General features: G+C 71.3%; 16 protein-coding genes. 8 read left to right on the top strand and 8 right to left on the bottom strand.

All coding sequences use genetic code 11. The features are described from left to right. Window positions 1–52: 52 nt before the first annotated feature. Together J2853_RS16830 and J2853_RS16825 are read left to right on the top strand one after the other, a co-directional pair. On the top strand, window positions 53–1,588 hold the full coding sequence (locus J2853_RS16830) for an MDR family MFS transporter (protein ID WP_307558992.1): 1,536 nt from the start codon (window positions 53–55) through the stop codon (window positions 1,586–1,588). A gap of 75 nt (window positions 1,589–1,663) precedes the next feature. Continuing rightward, entirely contained in the window at window positions 1,664–2,617 is a 954-nt protein-coding gene (locus J2853_RS16825; protein WP_307558990.1) for a GNAT family N-acetyltransferase, read from the top strand. A 216-nt stretch (window positions 2,618–2,833) separates the two neighbouring features. Here the strand turns inward: J2853_RS16825 and J2853_RS16820 are convergent, their stop codons facing one another. Further along, window positions 2,834–3,175, bottom strand: a complete 342-nt coding sequence (locus J2853_RS16820; protein WP_307568700.1) for a Ca2+-dependent phosphoinositide-specific phospholipase C — start codon at window positions 3,173–3,175, stop codon at window positions 2,834–2,836. 235 nt (window positions 3,176–3,410) lie between these two features. Between J2853_RS16820 and J2853_RS16815 the strand changes: the two genes are divergently transcribed. The 4 genes from J2853_RS16815 to J2853_RS16800 all read left to right on the top strand — a co-directional run bounded on the left by J2853_RS16815 (window position 3,411) and on the right by J2853_RS16800 (window position 7,879). After that, window positions 3,411–4,304: an IS982 family transposase gene (locus tag J2853_RS16815; protein WP_307555729.1), complete on the top strand. Its 894-nt coding sequence runs from the start codon at window positions 3,411–3,413 to the stop codon at window positions 4,302–4,304. Window positions 4,305–4,423: 119 nt separating this feature from the next. Next, window positions 4,424–5,329 carry an endonuclease/exonuclease/phosphatase family protein gene (locus tag J2853_RS16810; protein ID WP_307558988.1) on the top strand — a complete coding sequence of 302 codons (906 nt, stop codon included), beginning with the start codon at window positions 4,424–4,426 and terminating at the stop codon, window positions 5,327–5,329. Window positions 5,330–5,368: 39 nt separating this feature from the next. After that, entirely contained in the window at window positions 5,369–5,875 is a 507-nt protein-coding gene (locus tag J2853_RS16805; RefSeq protein WP_307558986.1) for an exonuclease/endonuclease/phosphatase family protein, read from the top strand. Window positions 5,876–5,905: 30 nt separating this feature from the next. Then, complete coding sequence (locus J2853_RS16800; protein WP_307558985.1) at window positions 5,906–7,879, top strand: phosphocholine-specific phospholipase C; 1,974 nt, start codon at window positions 5,906–5,908, stop codon at window positions 7,877–7,879. A 123-nt stretch (window positions 7,880–8,002) separates the two neighbouring features. Here J2853_RS16800 and J2853_RS16795 read toward each other — a convergent pair whose 3' ends face one another. The 4 genes from J2853_RS16795 to J2853_RS16780 all read right to left on the bottom strand — a co-directional run bounded on the left by J2853_RS16795 (window position 8,003) and on the right by J2853_RS16780 (window position 12,929). After that, a complete protein-coding gene (locus J2853_RS16795; protein ID WP_307558983.1) occupies window positions 8,003–9,352 on the bottom strand; it encodes an AAA family ATPase in 1,350 nt (449 codons plus the stop codon). Then, window positions 9,349–10,818 (bottom strand): hypothetical protein, encoded by a 1,470-nt coding sequence (locus tag J2853_RS16790; RefSeq protein WP_307558981.1) that lies wholly within the window; start codon window positions 10,816–10,818, stop codon window positions 9,349–9,351. The genes J2853_RS16795 and J2853_RS16790 overlap by 4 nt, the downstream gene beginning before the upstream one ends. A 178-nt stretch (window positions 10,819–10,996) precedes the next feature. Next, the gene (locus J2853_RS16785) at window positions 10,997–12,097 is read right to left on the bottom strand and encodes a hypothetical protein (RefSeq protein ID WP_307558979.1); all 1,101 of its coding nucleotides are present in this window, start codon (window positions 12,095–12,097) and stop codon (window positions 10,997–10,999) included. Between the two features lie 52 nt (window positions 12,098–12,149). Further along, on the bottom strand, window positions 12,150–12,929 hold the full coding sequence (locus J2853_RS16780; protein ID WP_307558977.1) for a hypothetical protein: 780 nt from the start codon (window positions 12,927–12,929) through the stop codon (window positions 12,150–12,152). Window positions 12,930–13,036: 107 nt separating this feature from the next. On the opposite strand from J2853_RS16780, the gene J2853_RS16775 reads away from it, so the two are divergent. Then, on the top strand, window positions 13,037–13,483 hold the full coding sequence (locus J2853_RS16775) for a PIN domain-containing protein (protein ID WP_307558975.1): 447 nt from the start codon (window positions 13,037–13,039) through the stop codon (window positions 13,481–13,483). Window positions 13,484–13,635: 152 nt separating this feature from the next. Here J2853_RS16775 and J2853_RS16770 read toward each other — a convergent pair whose 3' ends face one another. Beyond that, window positions 13,636–15,681 carry a HelD family protein gene (locus tag J2853_RS16770; RefSeq protein WP_307558974.1) on the bottom strand — a complete coding sequence of 682 codons (2,046 nt, stop codon included), beginning with the start codon at window positions 15,679–15,681 and terminating at the stop codon, window positions 13,636–13,638. 70 nt (window positions 15,682–15,751) lie between these two features. Between J2853_RS16770 and J2853_RS16765 the strand changes: the two genes are divergently transcribed. Next, window positions 15,752–16,357 (top strand): TetR/AcrR family transcriptional regulator, encoded by a 606-nt coding sequence (locus J2853_RS16765; RefSeq protein ID WP_307558972.1) that lies wholly within the window; start codon window positions 15,752–15,754, stop codon window positions 16,355–16,357. Between the two features lie 251 nt (window positions 16,358–16,608). On the opposite strand, the gene gnd is transcribed toward J2853_RS16765, so the two are convergent. Beyond that, window positions 16,609–18,039 (bottom strand): NADP-dependent phosphogluconate dehydrogenase, encoded by a 1,431-nt coding sequence (gene gnd / locus J2853_RS16760; RefSeq protein WP_307558970.1) that lies wholly within the window; start codon window positions 18,037–18,039, stop codon window positions 16,609–16,611. Between the two features lie 166 nt (window positions 18,040–18,205). Then, window positions 18,206–18,952: a hypothetical protein gene (locus J2853_RS16755; RefSeq protein ID WP_307558968.1), complete on the bottom strand. Its 747-nt coding sequence runs from the start codon at window positions 18,950–18,952 to the stop codon at window positions 18,206–18,208. Window positions 18,953–18,988: the final 36 nt, after the last annotated feature.

The following is an 18,988-nucleotide window of genomic DNA, read 5'->3' as shown; positions in this document are numbered from 1 at the left end:
GGGGACGGAAGTGACGGAGACCGCAGCCGCACCGAGGCGACGGCGTGAAGTCATGGTAGTGCTGCCGGGCCTGATGCTCGCGATAGCCCTGGCCATGCTCGACAACATGATCGTCGGTACGGCGCTGCCCCGCATCCTCGGCGATCTCGGCGGCCTGGCCCACCTGTCCTGGGTGGTCACCGCCTACGTGCTCGGCACCACCGTCTCGACCCCCATCTGGGGCAAGATCGGCGACCTCTACGGCAGGAAGAACATCTTCCTCGCCTCCATCGTGCTCTTCATGATCGGCTCGGTGCTCTGCGGCCTGGCCGGGTCCGCCATGCTGGGCGGCCCCGCCGACGGCATGGCCCAGCTCATCGCCTTCCGCGCGATCCAGGGCCTCGGCGCCGGCGGTCTGCTGGTCAACGCCATGGCGATCATCGGTGACCTCGTCCCGCCCCGCGAGCGGGGCCAGTACCAGGGCCTGATGGCCGCCGTGATGGCGCTGGCGATGATCGCCGGCCCGCTCGTCGGAGGGTTCATCACCGACCACCTCGACTGGCGCTGGGCCTTCTACGTGAACCTGCCCGTCGGGTTCGTCGCCCTGGCCCTGCTGGCGGTCAAGCTGAAGCTGCCCACGTACCGCACCGAACACCGCATCGACTGGCTCGGCGCCGCCCTGCTGTCGATCGGCATCACCGCGCTGGTCCTGATCACCACCTGGGGCGGCAACGACTACGGGTGGACCTCGCCGCAGATCCTCGGCCTGGGGGCACTCGCCGTGGTCGCGCTGGCGCTGTTCCTCCCGGTCGAGCGCCGCGCCGCCGAGCCGATCATGCCGCTCAACGTGTTCCGCGACCGCAACTTCACGCTGATCTCGATCGTCGGCTTCCTGCTCGGCTTCGCCATGTTCGGCGCGATCAACTTCCTGCCGCTGTTCCAGCAGACGGTCCAGGGAGCCTCGGCCACCAACTCCGGCCTGTTGCTGCTGCCGATGATGGGCGCCTCCATGGTCGTCTCGCTCTTCGTCGGCCGGGCCATCACCAAAACCGGCAGGTACAAGGTCTATCCGGTCCTCGGCGGCGTGATCATGGCGCTCGCCATGTGGCTGCTCTCCCTGATGGACGTCAACACACCCTCCTGGCAGACCGGCGTGTTCATCGCGGTGCTCGGCCTCGGCATGGGCTTCCTGATGCAGACCACCATGCTGATCGCGCAGAACAGCGTGGAGCAGAAGGACCTGGGCGTCGCCAGCAGCGCCTCCACCTTCTTCCGCTCCATCGGCGGCTCGTTCGGCGTCTCGCTGTTCGGCGCGATCTTCAACAATCAGCTCACCTCCAGCCTGACGGACAGGCTGGGCCCCGCCGTGGGGGACAGGCTCGCCACCGGCGGCGGCCAGTTCGACCCCGCGGCCATGCGGCAGCTGCCCCCGGCCGTGCGGGCCGGTTTCCTGGAGTCGCTGGCGACGTCCATCTCCAGCGTGTTCTGGTGGGCGATCCTGTTCGCCGTCGTGGTTCCGATCGCCACGGCCTTCATCCGGGAGATCCCGCTGCGCGGAGGGTTCGACAAGGCGGACGAGACGCAGAACCCCGTTCCGGTCGTCGACTGACCGGCCCCGGCGAGAGGCGCCCGGCGCCAAGTCGCGCCCCAGCGAGATGCAAGCGGTGCCCGGCACCATGAGGCCATGACGACAAGCGCACCCGCCGCCGGGTACCTGACCCGGCGGCCCCTGGTGGAAGACGCGCGGGAAATCCACGAGCTGATCTCGCTCTGCGACACCCAGGTGATCGGCAAGGCCGACATGACCCTCGACGACGTCACCGACGAGCTGAACGAACCGTCCTTCGACAGGGAGGCCGACGGCTGGGTCGTCCACGACGGGACCGGTCGCCTGGTCGCCTGGGCCTGGGCCCGCCGCAAGGGCGGCAGCGACAACGTGGACATCGACGTGGTCGTGCACCCCGACGCGCCGGAGCTGACGGACGGGCTCTGGGACACGGTGACCGAACGGGCCAGGCGGATCGCCACCGGACTCGGCCATGACAGGGCCGTGGTGGACATCGGCCTGTACCGGGAGGACAGCGGCAAGCGCGCCGTCGCCGCCGCCCGCGGGTTCGGCGCCGCCACCGGTTTCATCCGGCTCCGGGCCGACCACGGGGCCTCGGTCCCCGAACCCGGCCTTCCCCCGGGGGTGTCGGTGCACGACGGCCTCACCGAGGAGGTGCGCCGCCAGGGCCACGCCGTCCAGCAGGCCGGCTTCGCCGACCACTTCGGGTTCACCCCGGTGGACTACGACGAGTGGTACGGAGAACTGGACTCCTCGGCCAGCTCCGACTGGTCACAGCTCACGGTCGCGCGGATCGGCGATGAGCCGGTGGCGATGCTGCTGGGCACCGACGCCTTCGCCGGTGACGAGAACTGCGGCTACGTGCGCCGGCTGGCCGTGCTGCCGGCCTTCAGGGGCCGCGGCCTGGGCCGGTTCATGCTGCGCGCGGCGTTCGCCGCGGACGCCCGGCGCGGCCGGGCCGGCACCTACCTCCACGTGGACGCCAACAACAGCACGCCCGCGCTGGACCTGTACCTGTCGGTCGGCATGCGCCAGGTGCTGGCCATCGACGTCTGGCGGCGTACGGTCTGACCTCCGGGTACGGCCCCGCCGTACCCCGGGGCTCACCGCCGCCGGAGCAGCGGCGGCGCGCAGGCCCCGTGACCTCCGAGACCCGGCTCATCCTCCAGGGGGCCGGCAAACGGGCAGGGCGTGACGCGCGGCGCCGTCCGGCGAGCACCTCTGTCCGCGGCCGACCATGGAGGCTCGCCGCGGACAGAGGCCGAAGGCCAAGGCGAAGGGGCGCGACTACCTGGAAGAGCTCTTCGTCTCCAGCTTGTCATCGCGGCAGTTGCGCGGAGCGGACACCGGGTTGCAACGCACCACGGCTCCGCCGGGAAGCTCCGCCACACAATCGCTGTCGTACCGCGCGGCCATGCCCACCGTCGGGAAATCCGTCGTCACCATCTGAGCCCCACTGGCCAGCGCGATGTCAACCCGGCTGAACTCCTCGTTCTTGACCGTGCTCATCGGCTCGTCCGATCGGGTACGCACCATGTAACCGCGCTCGACCAGGTCGCGGATCGTCGCCGCGTTCGCGCCCCGCGGGTCGTTCACCATCGTGATCGCCGCGTCCGGGTCGCCGGGGATGCCGGTTCCGGCGGTGACGGCCTCGCCGGCTGGGGGGTGGATGGGGGCGACGGTGGATCGGCGGGTGTGCGGGCATGCCCCCTGGCTGGGTGCTTTGCGGTGATTTACGGCGTTTCTCGGGCGGCTGTCGCCTGCCGTTCACGGACTGGCAGCCGGAGGACTGCTTACTAGACGAGTAAGTCCGATGTCTGGGGCCGGTGACCGGGCATGAAGAGAGGGCGTTCAAGATCATGTTGTGACGCAAGACCTGAACACCCTCTTGACCGCACTATATGTGAAGATCGACGACAAGATCGGAGGAAGCCGATCGATGGGCAGGCCGCCGCTGCTCAGCGACTCCGAGCTCGTCTGCCTAGCGGTGGCCCAGGCGCTGCTCGGTCACCACTCCGAGGCCCGCTGGCTGCGCTTCGCCCGCACGCACCTGTCCGGCATGTTCCCGTACCTGCCGCAGCAGTCGGGCTACAACAAACGCCTGCGCGCGGCATTGCCCCTGGTCAAGCAGATGATCCGGGAGCTGGCCACCGACAGCGACTTTTGGTTCGACAACCACTGGATCGTTGACTCCACACCGGTGCCGTGCGGGATGTCGCGCCCAACCGTGCAGCGCTCGAACCTGGCCGGCTGGGCCGGCTATGGCTACTGCGCCTCACACTCCCGGTTCTTCTGGGGCCTGCGGCTGTATCTGGTGTGCACCCCGACCGGCATGCCGATCTTATGGGCGCTGGCCAACCCGAAGATCGGCGAGCGGGAGGTGCTGGCCGCGATGCTCGAGGTCGATGCCGGCCTGATCGCCGAACGCGAGGGCATTCTGCTCATCTGCGACAAGGGTTTCGCCTCCAAGCCTTTTGAGAAGGAACTCGCCGCCCACGGCATCGACCTGCTGCGTCCCTCCCGCAAGCGGGAGAAACAGCGGCACGGCGAGCCAATGCTCAAGAAGGTCCGCCAGCTCATCGAGTCGGTCAACGACACTCTCAAAGGCCAACTCGACCTGGAACAACACGGCGGACGGACCTTCGAGGGCGTCGCCGTCCGCGTCGCCCAGCGCATCCTGGCGATGGCCGCGGCAATCTGGCACAACAACAAGACCGGAGCCCCGGTCACCCGCTCGCTGATCGCCTACGACCACTGATCACATCGGACTTACTCGTCTAGGGCGAGTTATATAGACAACTTGTCCAACCCGGGTACCGATCGAGCGGAGCCCGGGCGGAGAGGACCCATACTCCCGTGCCACCCCTCCTTGGCGCCGTGACAGACGGCGACACCATCGCTCTCACCTCTCCGACCAGCCCTCATGAGGGTGACCGGCTGACCTTCCACTGGACTGTCGGCGTCCCCGATCCCACGAACTGGATCGGCGTCTACGACGGCGACCGGCAGCCCGGCAACGGCGGTTCGCTGGTGTGGGTGTACACACCCGGCGCCTCCGGCGACACCACCCTCGACACCTCCGGCCTGAGCGGCGGCCCCTACACCGCCTACCTGCTGGCCAAGGACGGCTACGGCGTCCTCGCCCGCACCGCCCCGTTCTCCTTCGTTCCCAGACCTGTCATCCCGCGTCCGCACGCGGCCGTGGACTCCCTCACCACCGCCCCGCAGGACGCCGGCGCGGCGTTCTCCGTCCGCCTGGGCGGGCTGTGGATCAGGCCGGAGGGCAACCCCACCGGCAACGCGACCTTCAGCCGCCTCGGCGGCGCGCCCTGGCTGTCGGTCGCCGCCGACGGCACCGTGACCGGCACCGCCCCCGTCTCCGCACCCCGCACCCCCGGGCAACTGGTGGTCGGCGTGCGGGACAGCGTGGCCGGCACCGACACCGTCACCGTCCAGGTGCCGGTGCGAGCGGCCAGGGACCGCGTCCAGGTCAAGATCGCAACCTTGAACCTGTGGGACGCCGGATCAAACGTGGAAGACCTCCTGGAGAAGCAGCTGCGCGTCGTGCTCACCCAGGGCCTGGACCTCGTCGCGCTCCAGGAGACCGGCGGCACCGCCGCCCGCGCGCTCGCCGAGGCACTGGGCTGGGAGTTCTACCAGAGCGACGGCAGCCTCGGCATCGTCAGCCGCCATCCGCTCAGCGAGCCCACGGCCCCCACCGCCGACCTGCCCGCCGCGGCCGTCACCGTCCGGCTGCCGGGCGACCGCACGCTGCGGCTGTAGACGGCCCAGCTGGACGAGGCCGACTACGGACCGTACGCGGTGCGCTCCGGCCGGACCGCGGCGCAGGTGGAGGCCGCCGAGAAGCTGACGCTTCGCTACCGGCAGGCTCAGGCGCTGCTGGCCACGATGCGCCGGGACCTCGCCTCCGACGTCCCGGTGGTCCTGGCCGCCGGCCTCGCCTCTCCCTCCCACCTGGACTGGACGTCCCGTACGGCATCCGCGCACGGCGGAGCCGGCCGCGTCCGCTGGCCGGTCACGGACGCACTGGAGCGGGCAGGTCTGGTCGACGCCTTCCGCGACGCCCGCTCCAATCCGGTGAAGGACCCCGGCACCACCTGGTCACCGGTACGGCCGGAGCACGACGGCGGCGGCGCCGAACCCCAGGACCGCATCGACCAGATCCAGTACGCGGGGAAGCTGAAGGTCCTGGAGGCCCACAGCCTGTACACCGGCTGGCCGCGGCCGGTGCCGGACACCGCCGCCAACGGATGGCCCTCCGACCACGCCGCGGCCGTCGTCTCCTTCACCCTGCCCGCCGCCCGCTGACCCCCGATCGACCGAAGGAATTCCCCTCGCATGACTGAGATCAGCCGCCGCGCCTTCATGGGCGCCACCGCGGCGGCCGGAGCGGCCGTCGCCGTAGGGCTGCCCGGCACGGCCAACGCCGCGGACCACCGGCACGGGAGCATCGCCGACGTCAAGCACGTCGTCATCCTGATGCAGGAGAACCGCAGCTTCGACCACTACTTCGGCGCCCTGAACGGGGTGCGGGGCTTCGAGGACCGGCAGACACTGGTCTTCCCCAACGGGGACTCGGTGTTCCGCCAGCCCGACAGGGGGCGCACCGAGGGCTACCTGCTGCCGTTCCGGATGGACACCACCAAGTACAACGCGCAGAACGCCGGCGGCCTCCCGCACGACTGGGACACCGGTCACACGGCCGTCAACGGCGGCGCCATGGACAAGTGGGTCTCCGCCAAGGGCGAGCGGACCATGGGGTACTTCACCCGCCAGGACATCCCCTACCAGTACGCGCTGGCCGACGCCTTCACCCTCTGCGACGGTTACTTCTGCTCCATGAACGGCCCCACCGACCCCAACCGCCTGTACCTGTGGTCGGGCACCGCGGGTCCCGGCCGCGACGGCACCACCGGCCCGTGGACCGACAACACCCCGGTGACGGACAACCCGGTGGCCGACTGGACGACCTACGCCGAGCGGCTGGAGAAAGCCGGCGTCAGCTGGCGCGTCTACCACAACCCCGACGGCTCGGACGACCGCAACGGCGACTACGACGACAACGCGCTGTCGTACTTCAAGCAGTTCCACGCCTTCCCGAAGGACGACCCGCGGTACGTCAACGCGATGACCAGGTTCGACCTGACGGCGTTCGACCAGCACTGCAAGGACGGCACCCTGCCCACGGTCTCCTGGCTGGTGGCGCCCTACCTGTTCTGCGAGCACCCGGCGGCCAGTCCCGGCTACGGCGCCCACTGGGTGAACACCGCCCTGCAGTCGCTGTTCTCCAACCCCGAGGTGTGGGAGCACACCGTCTTCCTGCTGATGTACGACGAGAACGACGGCTACTTCGACCACGTCATCCCGCCGTTCCCCGAGCCGGGCACGCCGGACGAGTTCGCCGGCGGCAAGCCCATCGGGCTCGGCAGCCGGGTGCCGCTGTGGGCCGTCTCACCGTGGTCGCGCGGCGGCTGGGTCAACTCCCAGGTCTTCGACCACACCTCGGTGCTGCGCTTCCTGGAGCGCGTCACCGGTGTCCGGGAGCCCAACATCTCGGACTGGCGGCGCGCGGTCTGCGGCGACCTCACCAGTTGCTTCGACTTCACCAAGCCCGACTACAGCATCCCGCGACTGCCCGACACGGTGGCGCTGATGGCCGCGGCCGACGCGAACAGTTCGCTGCCGGCGGTGAGGCCACCGGCGGCCGGGCAGCAGACGGAGGCCGTCCAGGAGCCCGGGGACCGGCCTCACCGCCCCCTTCCCTACCGCCCGTGGGCGGACGTGTCGGTGGACCGCAAGAGCGGCAAGGTCACCTGCACCCTTGTCAACGACGGCACGGCCGCCTTCCACTTCACGGTCCTGTCCAACCTCGCCCTGCCCTTCACCGGCACCCCGTTCACGGTGGCACCGCGTTCCTCGCGGACCTACGTGTGGGACGCCACGGCGACGGACGGCCGCTACGACTTCACCGTGCACGGCGCCGACGGCTTCGTGCGCCGCTTCGCCGGCACGGTCGTGCGGGCAGAGCAGGACGACGTCGCCGTCCCGTCGGTCCAGGCGAAGCCGCGCAACGGCGGGCACAGGGAAACCGCCTCGATCGAGTTGAAGCTGATCAACGACGGCGGAGCCGAGGTCGCCTTCACGATCACGCCGAACGACTTCGGCGGCAAGCCGCAGACCGTCTGGGTCGGGCCCGGCGGTCACGCCCAGCCGACCTGGGCCGGTAACGGCGGCCGGTACGACTTCACCGTCACGGCCGGCACCGGCGACCGCTTCGCCCAGCGCTACGTGGGCACCCTGCACGACGTTTGACCCTCGGCCGGCGCGGTCCGTCACCCCCACCTGCCCGCCGGGACGGGTGACGGATCGTGGCGTGAGCGCCGCAGGCCGTGAGGCCCGCCCCCCGAAGCCGGGCCGGCCTCACGGCGGGAGTCCTCACCCGGCGGGGGTGACCCGATGCTTGGAGAGGTGGGCCAGCACCGCCTGGTTGGCCTCCCAGCCGTCGGGAAACTTCACCGGCACGCCCAGCTGGACGGGCTCGGCCGACGGGTGGGCGTCCAGGAGCTCGGGGATGCCCGCCCTGGCGACCACGACGCACGCGTGGCGGTGCCGGGAGGTGAGCACGCACAGCCGCCCCGACTCCAGGTGGAAGGCGGTGGCGTCCCGTCGTCCCGAGAGGGGGTGGAGCACGATCGTCACGTCGTACTCCCGGCCCTGGAGGCGGTTGGCGGTGTCCACGGTGATCTCCTCAGGCACCCCCGCGGCACGGATCGCGGCGACCTGGTCGCGATGGGCGGCCCCGATGGCGATCCGCGCGGCCGTGACGGGGTGGCTGCCGCGCTCGGAGTGCGCGACCGGCCCCCGCTGCAGCAGCCGCACCGCCAGCACGGCGGCGGCCTGTACGGCCTCCGCGTCCGTGCGCACGGTGTGGCGGCTGGGCAGCTCGTACAGCGCCCAGCCCGAGGCGGCCGCCTCCTCCAGCGCCAGGTCGTAGGAGGTGCGCATGCCGTTCACGGTGAACTCCAGCGACCGGTCGGCGTGGTCCGTCCCGGCGCGGAATCCGGTGAACGGGTAGAACGCCTCGGAGACCACCGGCGCCGCCGAGGCGGGAAGCCGCCAGGAGACCGGCAGCCGGTGCACCGGCAGGTCGGGGTTGTGCCGCAGCAGCACCGAGACCGCGCTCTGCACCGGATCCCACGACAGGCCCGCCCAGCGGTCGCCGTCCACGATCGAGAACGGGTCGAGCTGGCCCGGATCGCCCACGAACAGCGACCGCTCGAACAACGAGGCGATGCGCAGCAGCTTGTCCGAGCGCATCTGGTAGGCCTCGTCCACGATCGCCCACGGCCAGCTTCTGTCGCCGATCCAGGCCCACTTGTCGGCGGTGGCGATCACCACGGCGGGGTCGCCGAGATCGGGCAGCTTGCCCGCCACCGAGACGTTGGAGTGGGCGAGGATGCGGCCGGGCGTGATGTAACCACTGGCCGACAGGCGGCCGATCGGCAGGTCGGGGTGTTCGAGCGCGAGCCGCTCCACCAGGTCGTCGACCTGCTCGTTGGTCTGCGCGACGATCATCAACGGCTCACCGGTCTCGGCGATGTGCCCCGCGGCCTTGACCACCAGCGTGGACTTGCCCGCGCCCGGCGGGGAGTCCACCACCACGCCCCGGTTGCGGGGCAGGTCCGCCAGGACCGCGCCGACGACGGCCGCCGCCTCCTGCTGCGGTGTCAGGGCCGTCCCTTTCGTCCGCCGGACGGCGGAGGACGTCTCCTGCGGTTCTGTCAAGACCATTCCTCCTGGGCGTCGTCGTCGCTGGGCACGTATTCCTCCGGGGGGCCGCCGTGGGTCCACGGCGTCTGCTCGGGGTCGGGGAGCGACGCCGAGGACTGGAAGTCGTCGGTCAGCGAGGTGTAGGTGATCCGCTCGCCGGGTTCGGGCACCGTCCCCGGGGCGGGCGTCTTCCCCCGGCCCATGCCCTTGGTGATCTTCAAGGTGATCTCCCCGTCCGCGATCTCGACGATCTCGGCGGCGTGGCCGCGCCGGTCCGGGCTGCCGACCGTGGTGCCGGTCGCCAGCCGTACCGGATCGCCGGTCCGGACGGTGATCAGTGGCCGCAGCTTGCGTGAGCGCCCCTCACCCTCGGTGTGCTCGGGGTCGGCGGCCGTCACCGTCCCGGCGAACGCCTCGCCGGTCAGCCGGTACTCGGCCATGATCAGCGGGTCGTCGTGGGCCCGCTGCACGTCGTAGCTCGCCCGTGCCCGCTCCAGCCCCGCCAGGCGCGCGGCGGCGCCGACCGCCCCGTCCCTGCGCGCCTGCGGAGGGCCTCCCTCGCCGATCCGCTCGACGAACCGGGTGAACGACCCGCGGTCGATCTCCCAGCGGTCCTTCACCCGCCCGCCCTCGGGCAGCGCGCGCAGCTCCTCGACCGCCCGCCACATCAGCCGCCAGGTCGGTTCGAGCTGGGTCCGCAACGCCTGGGTGACACGATCCACGGCGCGGTCGGTCGGCGCCTCCTCGTAGGCGCTCACGGCGGGCCCGAGCACCTCGTTGTCGAAGCCGGGGTCGGTGACGGGCCCGGCCGGCGGCCAGAGCAGCGGATCCTCGGCCTCCTCGGCCGCACGCCGTCCCGACATGCCCGCGGGCGGGGCGATCCACCCGAGCAGCGCCGCCAGGTTGGCGTCCTCCAGGCCGCTCTGCCCGGTCGCCCAGTGCAGGCTCAGCGCCTCGGTCGCCGCGAGCAGCAGGGAGGAACCCGGCTGCTGCGACCGGTCGGCGAAGTAGGTCAGCCACCGGCCCAGCAGCGGCACCGACGGATGCACCGGGTAGGGGCCGTCGGCCCGGCGGAACCGGGTGGACCGGCCCAGCAGCCCGGTGAACGCGATCGCCGACCGGTTCGGCACGAGGATCTGCGGCGCGTCCAGGCACCGTTCGTAGGGCTCGCCGGCCTTCCGCTCGACCGTCTCGGTGGTCTTCTCGAACCCCTCGATGTACGGCAGGAACACCTCGGCCAGGTCGGCGGCGAAGGCGAAGCGCAGATCCCGGTTGCGCGGCTGGGGCACGACGAGCAGCCGGGGGTGGTGGGGATCGGTGCCCACCATGGCGCCCAACGGCGCGGCGGCCTCGCCCGCGAGTTTGAGCGGGATGAACACCAGCGGGCGGGGGGCGATGTGGCAGTGCCGGACCGTGGTGATCCGCTGCGCGGAGCCGTCCCTGACGGCCCGCAACTGCGCCAGCGCGGTCAGCGCGCTCATGGTCCCTCTCCCCTCGGCCGTGCGGGTGCGGTGCCGCCGGAGGCGTTCGACGTAGAGCATCCTTGCGCAAGCGGTGCGTCCGACGCGGAGCATCCTTGCGCGGGCGGCGTGTTCGCCGCAGGGCGTTTTTGCGCAAGCGGTGCGTCGGACGCGGAGTTTCCTTGCGCGGGCGACGTGTTCAATTCAGCGCCTCCTCGCGCAGGCGGTCCGCCAGCCGGAGCAGGCGGGCGATCTCCTCCTGGCCCTCCGCGGGCTCAAGGGTGCCCTCCGCCAGGCCGAGCGCCTCGGTCATGCGGGAGACGCCGCCGAGCTGGTCGCGGATCTGGCGGCCCAGCAGGTCGGTGGAGCCGTCGCAGCGGGCCTCGTCGCGGCAGAACATGCACATGTCGCAGGTCGACAGGCAGTCGGGCGCGTAGCGGGCGGGCACCTGGCGCAACGCCCCGGCCAGCTCGTCCGCCGGACGGGTGGGGACGCCGTCCGGGTCGGGGACCAGGTCGAAGGTGAGATCCCGCGGCAGGCCCTCCAGCAGGCGGTCCACCCGGGTCATCCTGGCCAGCTGCCGCTTGAGCACCGCGAGCTGCTTGCGCACGTCCACCAGCGCGGCGGCGGGCCGGTTGGCGAAGTTCTCCGGGCAGACGAGCACCACGTCGTGGGAGACGCGCTCCGGATCGTGCCCGAGGTCGGCCATGAGCGTGCGCAGCGCCAGCACGTAGACCGCCGCCTGCCGGGCGGCCGCCGCGACCTTTTCCGGCTCGGCCTGGCCGTCGATCAGGCCGAAGGACTTGATCTCCACGATGCGGAAGCGCCCGCCGATCTGGAAGGCCACCACGTCGGGCTCCAGGTACGACGTGTGACCGGCGATCTCCAGGCTGAACAGCGGATGGTCGTAGAACACCGCGGTGCCGTCGTCCTCGCGCGCGGCCCGGTCGATCAGCGCCCGGGTGTGGGAGTGGCGCAGGTGGGAGCCGACGCTCTCCACGTCCTGGTAGCCGACCTGGGCGATGGGCAGGCCGAGCAGCTCCCGCAGGAGGCGCAGCAGTTCGGCGCAGCCGTTCTCCTTCACCAGCGCCTCGAACACGTTTCCCCGGGTGATCGCGAACTGCGACTGTCCGAACGGGGCGGGGAAGCCCAGATGCCTGGCGACCCGGTCCTTGTCCACTCCCGCGGCGTCCATCAGGGCCCGCCGGGCGCAGCCGGGATTGGCGGCCAGCGCCGCGATGGCCCGCGCGTCGTGCGGGTGGGACGGCATCGGCCCCCGCAGCTCCTCCAGCCTGTTCACGAGAGGGCTCCCTCGTCCGGCCTGTTCGGGAACGGGCTTTCATCCAGCCTGCTCAACAGGCCCCCCTCAAGGTGCTCATCGTGGCGGCGCCGAACAGGCGCTCCACGTCCGGTAGTTGTCTGGCCACCCGCGCCGCCACCTCGGTCCGCTGCGCGGTGTCGGCGGCCCTGTGCACCTCCAGCTCGGCTCCGGCCGCGCGGATCGCGGTCGCGGGATCGGCCGGGGCGAAGCCCTCGACGGCGCCGGGGATGTTCTGCGCCATCCGCGACAGCAGCCGCAGCGCGCCCATGGGCGGCTCGGCCAGCCGGGTCAGGTGCTCGGCGATGCGCATGGTGGAGGTGAGGAAGTCGACGCGGGGGCTCAGGGGCCCCAGCACCCGCAGCTCGGGCGCCCAGCTGCTGTCGGCGAGCAGCCCCCGGGCGGGGGAGAGCCGGTCGGTCAGCGCGGCGCACAGGTAGTACGGCCGGGCGTAGGGATCGCTGCGGAAGGAGCGTTCCTCGTCCCGGCGCAGGCTGGTGAGCTGGGAGCCGCGCAGCTCGCGGGAGAAGAACGCGTCGTTCACCGCCACGATGAGCTTGGCCGAGGTGGGCACGCCCAGCAGGGCGAGCGCCTGGTGCACCTGCTCCCTGATGGGCAGCAGCGAGGCTTCGGGCTCGCGGAGTTTCGGCGGGGGCTCCTCGGCGGTGATCGCCTCGTCCCAGGCCTTCTCGGCCCGGCGCAGATCCCCGCGCAGCGATCGGGCGAGCGAGTTCTCCTTCGCCTTGACCGCTCGTCGCACCTCGGCGCGGAGCTCGGCTATCCGCCGTTCCAGCGCGTCCAGTGATTCACTCACGGCCCGGATCGTAACAGGAGTTCCACCAGTCTCCCTTGAATTCCAGCTATTTCCAGCATTAAAGTGCAGGCCATAGAACGGTAATAGCGGGGCGAAAGGGGCATTTAATGCGCAACCTATCGCAAGGTCGGGCCGTCCACCTGCTGGACGTGGAAAACCTGACGGGTGCCGCGCGCCCCGCCACCAGAGACGTTCAGACCATGATGAGTCACTACCGCGAACAGGTGCCCACCGGCGGCATGGACCAGTACGTCGCCGCCGTCAACCACGGCGCCCTGGTCACCGTCGGCCTGGCCCTGGCCGGGGTCCAGCTCCTGATCCGCTCCGGCCCCGACGGAGCCGACCGGGCGCTGGGCGAGGTGATCCGTCTCGACCACCTCGACGACCGCTTCGAACGCGTGGTCATCGGCTCCGGCGACGGCATCTTCACCGACCTCGCCGGCTGGCTGTCCGGGCGGGGCGTCATGGTCGTGGTGGTCTCCCGCCCGAACGCCCTCAACCGCAGGCTCCGCCGTACCGCGGGTCAGGTCATCTCCCTGGACCTGGCCGCCTGATCACCCCTGTACGGCCGAAATCACGGGTCAGACCGTCTCCGCCGGCCTGACTGATCATCCGCCATACGGCCGGGACCACGGGTCGGGCCGTGTCTCCATCGGCCTGCCCGATCGCCCGCCGGAGAGACGCGGCTCGCCCCCGGAGGCGTGCGTCACGCTTCGATGCGGTCGGCTTCGACCCGCGGGAGGATCTGGGGCGGCAGGGGCCGGGAGTGCAGCACGTCCAGACGCGAGACGGCCCGGGTGAGCACGACGTAGAGCCGGTTGAGTCCCCGCGCCTCGGCTTCGACGACCTCGGCCGGCTCGGCCACCACCACGTGGTCGTATTCGAGGCCCTTCGCCATCGCCGCGGGGACGGCGGTGACGCGGGCCGCGGGGGCGTCGGATGCGGGATCGTCGAGCGTGGCGACCGCGACGCCCTGGGCTCTCAGCGCCGTCGTCAGCCTCTCCAGGGTGGCGTCCGCGGCCATCACCGCGATCGAGCCCTCATGATCGAGGGCCTCGCGCACCGCGGCGACCGTGGCGCGGGCGAGGTCGGGGGCCTCACGGATCCGGAGGCGGCCGTCGGCACGGAACGAGCGGGTTTCGGGCACGTCCGCCGCCAGCGTCTCCAGCAGGCGGTTGGCCATCGCGACGACGGCCGCGGGTACCCGGAAGCCGAGGGTCAGGGCGATCAGCTCCGCCCTCGGCCTGCCGAGATGGCCGAGCTGCTCCCGCCAGCCGCGAGCCGCCCACGGGGTGGTGCCCTGGGCCAGGTCGCCGAGCACCGTGATCGAGCCGTGCTCGCTCCTGCGGGCGATGGCCCGGCACTGCATCGCCGACAGGTCCTGCGCCTCGTCGACGATGACGTGGCCGTAACCCCGCGGGCGCTCCAGAAGGCCCGCGACCTCGTCGACGAGCACGGCGTCGGCCGCCGACCACCTGGCGCTCTTGAACGAGCGAGGAGGACGCGCCCACAGGATCGCCGCCTGCTCGGCCGGGGTGAGGACCCCCTCCGCTGCCCTGGCCAGCGCGGCCGGGTCGCCGAGCAACCCCGCCACGACCTCCTGCGGCCGGACGGCCGGCCACACCTCGTCCAGGAAACCGGTGACCGCCCTGTTCATCTTCCGTATCCACGCGGCGTTCGGGGTCTGGCCGCGCGACTCCGCCTGGCGCCGCAGGACGGCGACGGTGCGCGACAGCACGCGCTCGCGGCCGACGTCGTACGGCGTCGCCTCCCGGCGGGCGCCCTCCACGATGCTCCGGAGCTCCTCCTCCCGCACGCGCCGGCGGTAGGAGCCGTCGGGGACGGTGATCGGCCCGCCGGGTTCGCGCACGCGCTCGTAGAGCGCCCGGCGCAGCACCGCCGCCATGCGGACGTCGTGCTTGACGGCCGCGGCCTCCTCGCCGTCGGCGCCGCGGAGCGGTCCGCGGGCCAGCAACCGGTCCACGGTCGTCTGCTCGACGTCGACCTCACCCAGCGCGGGGAGCACGGCCGAGATGTAGCCGAGGAACGACTGGTTGGGGCCGAGGATCAGGACGCCCGCGCGCGAGAGCCGCTGCCGGTGGGTGTAGAGCAGGTAGGCGGCCCGGTGCAGTCCCACCGCGGTCTTGCCCGTGCCGGGCGCGCCCTGCACGCAGATCGACTCGTCGAGCCCGGCGCGGACCAGCTCGTCCTGTTCGGGCTGGATCGTGGCGACGATGTCACGCATCGGGCCGACGCGGGGGCGTTCGATCTCGGCGGCCATGATCCGGCTCGCCGTTCCCAGTTCCTGGCCGTGGCCGAGACGCTCGTCCTCGAAACCGGTCAACGTGATCGGCTCCTTCGACCAGCCGAAGCGGCGGCGGACGGAGACGCCCTGCGGGTCCCGGGCACCGGCCCGGTAGAACACCCTGGAGACGGGCGCCCGCCAGTCGATCACCATCGGCTGCTGCCCGGTGTCGCCTGAGACGTGCCGCCGGCCGATGTAGTAGCGCTGCCCGCGGTGCTCGCCCGAGTCGAAGTCGAGGCGGCCGAAGAAGGGAGGGCCGTCCGGCTCCTCGGCCAGCTCTTTGGCGAGGCTCTTGAGGTGGCGTCCGAGCCTCTCCGCGCTGTAGCGGTCGCCCGCCACCCGCTCGCCGATGACGACGTTCAGCCGCACGCCGTCGATCATCCGGAGCAGGGCCGCCCCGCACCTCGCCAGGTAGGCCCGCTCGTCGTCGAGCTCCGTGCCGATCATCACACACCACCCCTAAAAACTTAACCGGGTTAAAATATTAACCCAGTTGCGCTTCTGTTAGGTTGAATGGGTGACGGGACTTCGGGAACGCAAGAGGCGGCAGGTCCATGAGGCGATCTCCACGGCGGCGATCTCCCTGTTCCTGGACCGGGGATTCGACCAGGTGTCGGTCGCGGAGGTGGCGGCGTCGGCGGGGATCTCCAAGCCGACGCTGTTCAAATACTTCGCGACCAAGGAGGACCTCGTCCTGCACCGGATCTCCGACCACCAGGGCGAGGCGGCCAGGGTCGTACGGCGCCGCGAACAGGGCGAGGCGCCGCTGGCGGCCCTCCACCGTCACTTCCTGGCGGGACTGGACCGGCGCGAGCCCGTGACGGGGCTCAACGACATCCCCGAGGTGCTCGGCTACCATCGGATGATCTTCGAGACGCCCAGCCTGGCGGCCCGCGTGCTCCACTACACCGCGACGGACGAGGAGGCGCTCGCCGAGGCGCTGGCCGAGATCACGGACGAGCTCACCGCACGTCTCGTCGCCGCTCAGGTGGTCGCCGTGCAACGGGTGCTGGCCCGCGGGAACTGGCTGAGGCTGGTGCGGGGGGAGACGGCCGAGCAGATTCACCCCTCGGCGGTCGCCGCCGCCGACCGCGCCTTCCGGCTCCTGCCCGAACTGGGCTGAGGGCCTTTGCCTGAACTGGGCTGAGGGCCCCTGCCTGAACTGGGTTGAGGGCCACTCAGGCCCGTACGGATCGCCGGCGCGATTCCGGAACCGGCCGCGGGCGTCGTCGGCGGGGCCGGACGGATCTCACGGCAGACGGCCCGGTGACGGCGCATAGCCCCTCGCCACCGGGCCCTCACAGTCTGCTCGGTGAAGCCCGGCGATCGTTGCGTCCCCGGAGCCGGGGGCGCGACGACCGCCGCGACGGAATCCTAGGCCTCGACCTCCGAGCGGTCACCGGACCAGAGGGTGTGGAAGGAACCGTCCCTGTCCACCCGCCGGTAGGTGTGGGCGCCGAAGAAGTCCCGCTGCCCCTGGATCAGGGCCGCGGGCAGGCGCTCGGCCCGCAGCGCGTCGTAGTAGGCCAGCGCGGTCGAGAAGCCGGGCGCCGGAATGCCCAGCTCGGCCGCCTTCACCACCACCCGCCGCCACGATTCCTGCGCCACGGTCAGGGCATCGGCGAAATACGGCGCGGCCAGCAGGGTGACCGGCTTGGTCTCCGCCTCGTAGGCCTCACGGATGCGGTCCAGGAAGACGGCCCGGATGATGCAGCCGCCCCGCCAGATCGTGGCCAGCGAGCCCGGGTTGATGTCCCAGCCGTACTCGGTGCTGCCGGCCCGGATCTGGTCGAACCCCTGGGCGTAGGCGACGATCTTCGAGGCGTACAGCGCCTGCCGTACGTCTTCCGCGAAGCCCTCGCCGGCAGATCCGGCCGTCGCGCCGGCGGGCCCCGGCAGGCCGCGGGAGGCCTCCCGCAGTTCCGCGTGACCGGAGAGCGAGCGGGCGAACACCGCCTCGGCGATCCCGCTCACCGGGACGCCCAGGTCCAGTGCGATCTGCACCGTCCACCGGCCGGTGCCCTTCTGCTCGGCCTGGTCGGAGATCACGTCCACGAGCGGTTTTCCGGTGCCCGCGTCGACCTGCCGGAGCACCTCGGCGGTGATCTCGATGAGGTAGGACGACAGCTCGCCCTGGTTCCACTGCTCGAAGACGTCCGCGAGCTCGGCCGGACTCAGGCCGAGACCCTGCCGGAGCAGGTCGTAGGCCTCGGCGATGAGCTGCATGTCGGCGTACTCGATGCCGTTGTGCACCATCTTGACGAAGTGCCCGGCGCCGTCGGGGCCGATGTGCGTGCAGCAGGGCACGCCGTCCACCTTCGCGGCGATGTCCTCCAGCATGGGGCCCAGAGCCCGGTAGGACTCCTTCGAGCCGCCGGGCATGATGCTCGGCCCGAGCAGCGCCCCCTCCTCGCCGCCGGACACACCGGCGCCGACGAAGTGGATGTCACGCTCGCGCAGCGCCGCCTCACGGCGACGGGTGTCGAGGAAGTGCGCGTTCCCGCCGTCCACGATCATGTCGCCCGGTTCCAGCAGGGGCGCGAACTCCTCGATGACCGCGTCGGTCGGCGCCCCCGCCTGAACCATGATCAGAACGCGCCGGGGGCGCTCCAGCGCCGCGACGAGCTCTTCCGGAGTGTCACAGGCGACGAAGGTGCCCTCGTGCCCGTGCTCTTCGATCAATGCCTTGGTCCTGTACTGCGACCTGTTGTGTACAGCTACCGTGTGTCCGTGCCGGGCGAGGTTACGGGCGAGATTCGCGCCCATCACCGCCAGTCCCGTTACACCGATCTGTGCCTGAGTCATCCTCTTGCACCCCTTTTCACGTCCAAGAATGACAAGTCTGCACCGTGAACGGTTCGGAGGATGCAAAGGGGTTGTGACACGACCGGCCCGGACACCCAAAGGTGGTCCGGGCCGGTCGCCTCGTGAAGAGGATCGGAGGGGAATTACAGAAGGTCGCAGGAGGCGGTCAGCGGCTGCTGAGCGTCGGTAGTCCTTGCTCGTTCACGGGCGGGATGATGGTCTGCCCCCGTAGCCAGTGGATCGTGCGGATGACCCCGTCGCCGTAGCCGGGGGAGTGCTGACGCCCCCGGCCCAGCTGGCGGGAGACATCTTCGGCCGCGGTCTCTTCCCTCCCGAGGTTGAGCCCGGTCGGTCCGTGCATGGGGCGCGGTGTGTCGCGGATGGGCGACTTCGTGCGGGTGCCGAGCACCCACTCACACACGGCGATCGTTCCCAGGCACCAGGCCCCGTCCCACTCGGTCGGGGCGTTCGGCCGGCCTTCCTTGGCCCGCTCGATGATCCGGTTGAGCTCCTCGTCGCTGCGCACTACCACACCACGCCCGCCGACCAGGTGTCCCCAGCCTCCGGGAGGCTGGCGACCGGGGATCGGAATCCCGTCCTTGGCACCGATCAGCCATCTCAACGCGCTCACGACACCGTCGGCCGGAATGATCCGGCCCCGGCGCTCGACCCGCTCGGCGGCGTCGATCTCCGCACGCGCGTCGGCGACGGTCGGCACGCCTCCCGTCGTCGGGCGGCCGCTGATCGGCGCCTGGTCGCGCTTGCCCAGAGCCCAGAGAATCGCTTCTCCCTGCCCGGTCGGAGCCGACTCGGGGTAGGCGGCCTCCCACTCCATGATTGCGTCGAATACTGCCGTAACGTGTTCCGGCGGTCGCCGCACAGCGGGGCTCGCCTCGCTCTCTGCGGTCGTCATGCTCCCACCGTACGAGTAACTCCCTCGCCGTTCCAA

It is taken from the genome of Streptosporangium lutulentum (assembly GCF_030811455.1).
Taxonomy (GTDB): Bacteria; Actinomycetota; Actinomycetes; order Streptosporangiales; family Streptosporangiaceae; genus Streptosporangium; species Streptosporangium lutulentum.
The sequence above is the reverse complement of the archived record's forward strand: the minus strand, read 5'-3'. Positions and strand labels throughout refer to the sequence as shown.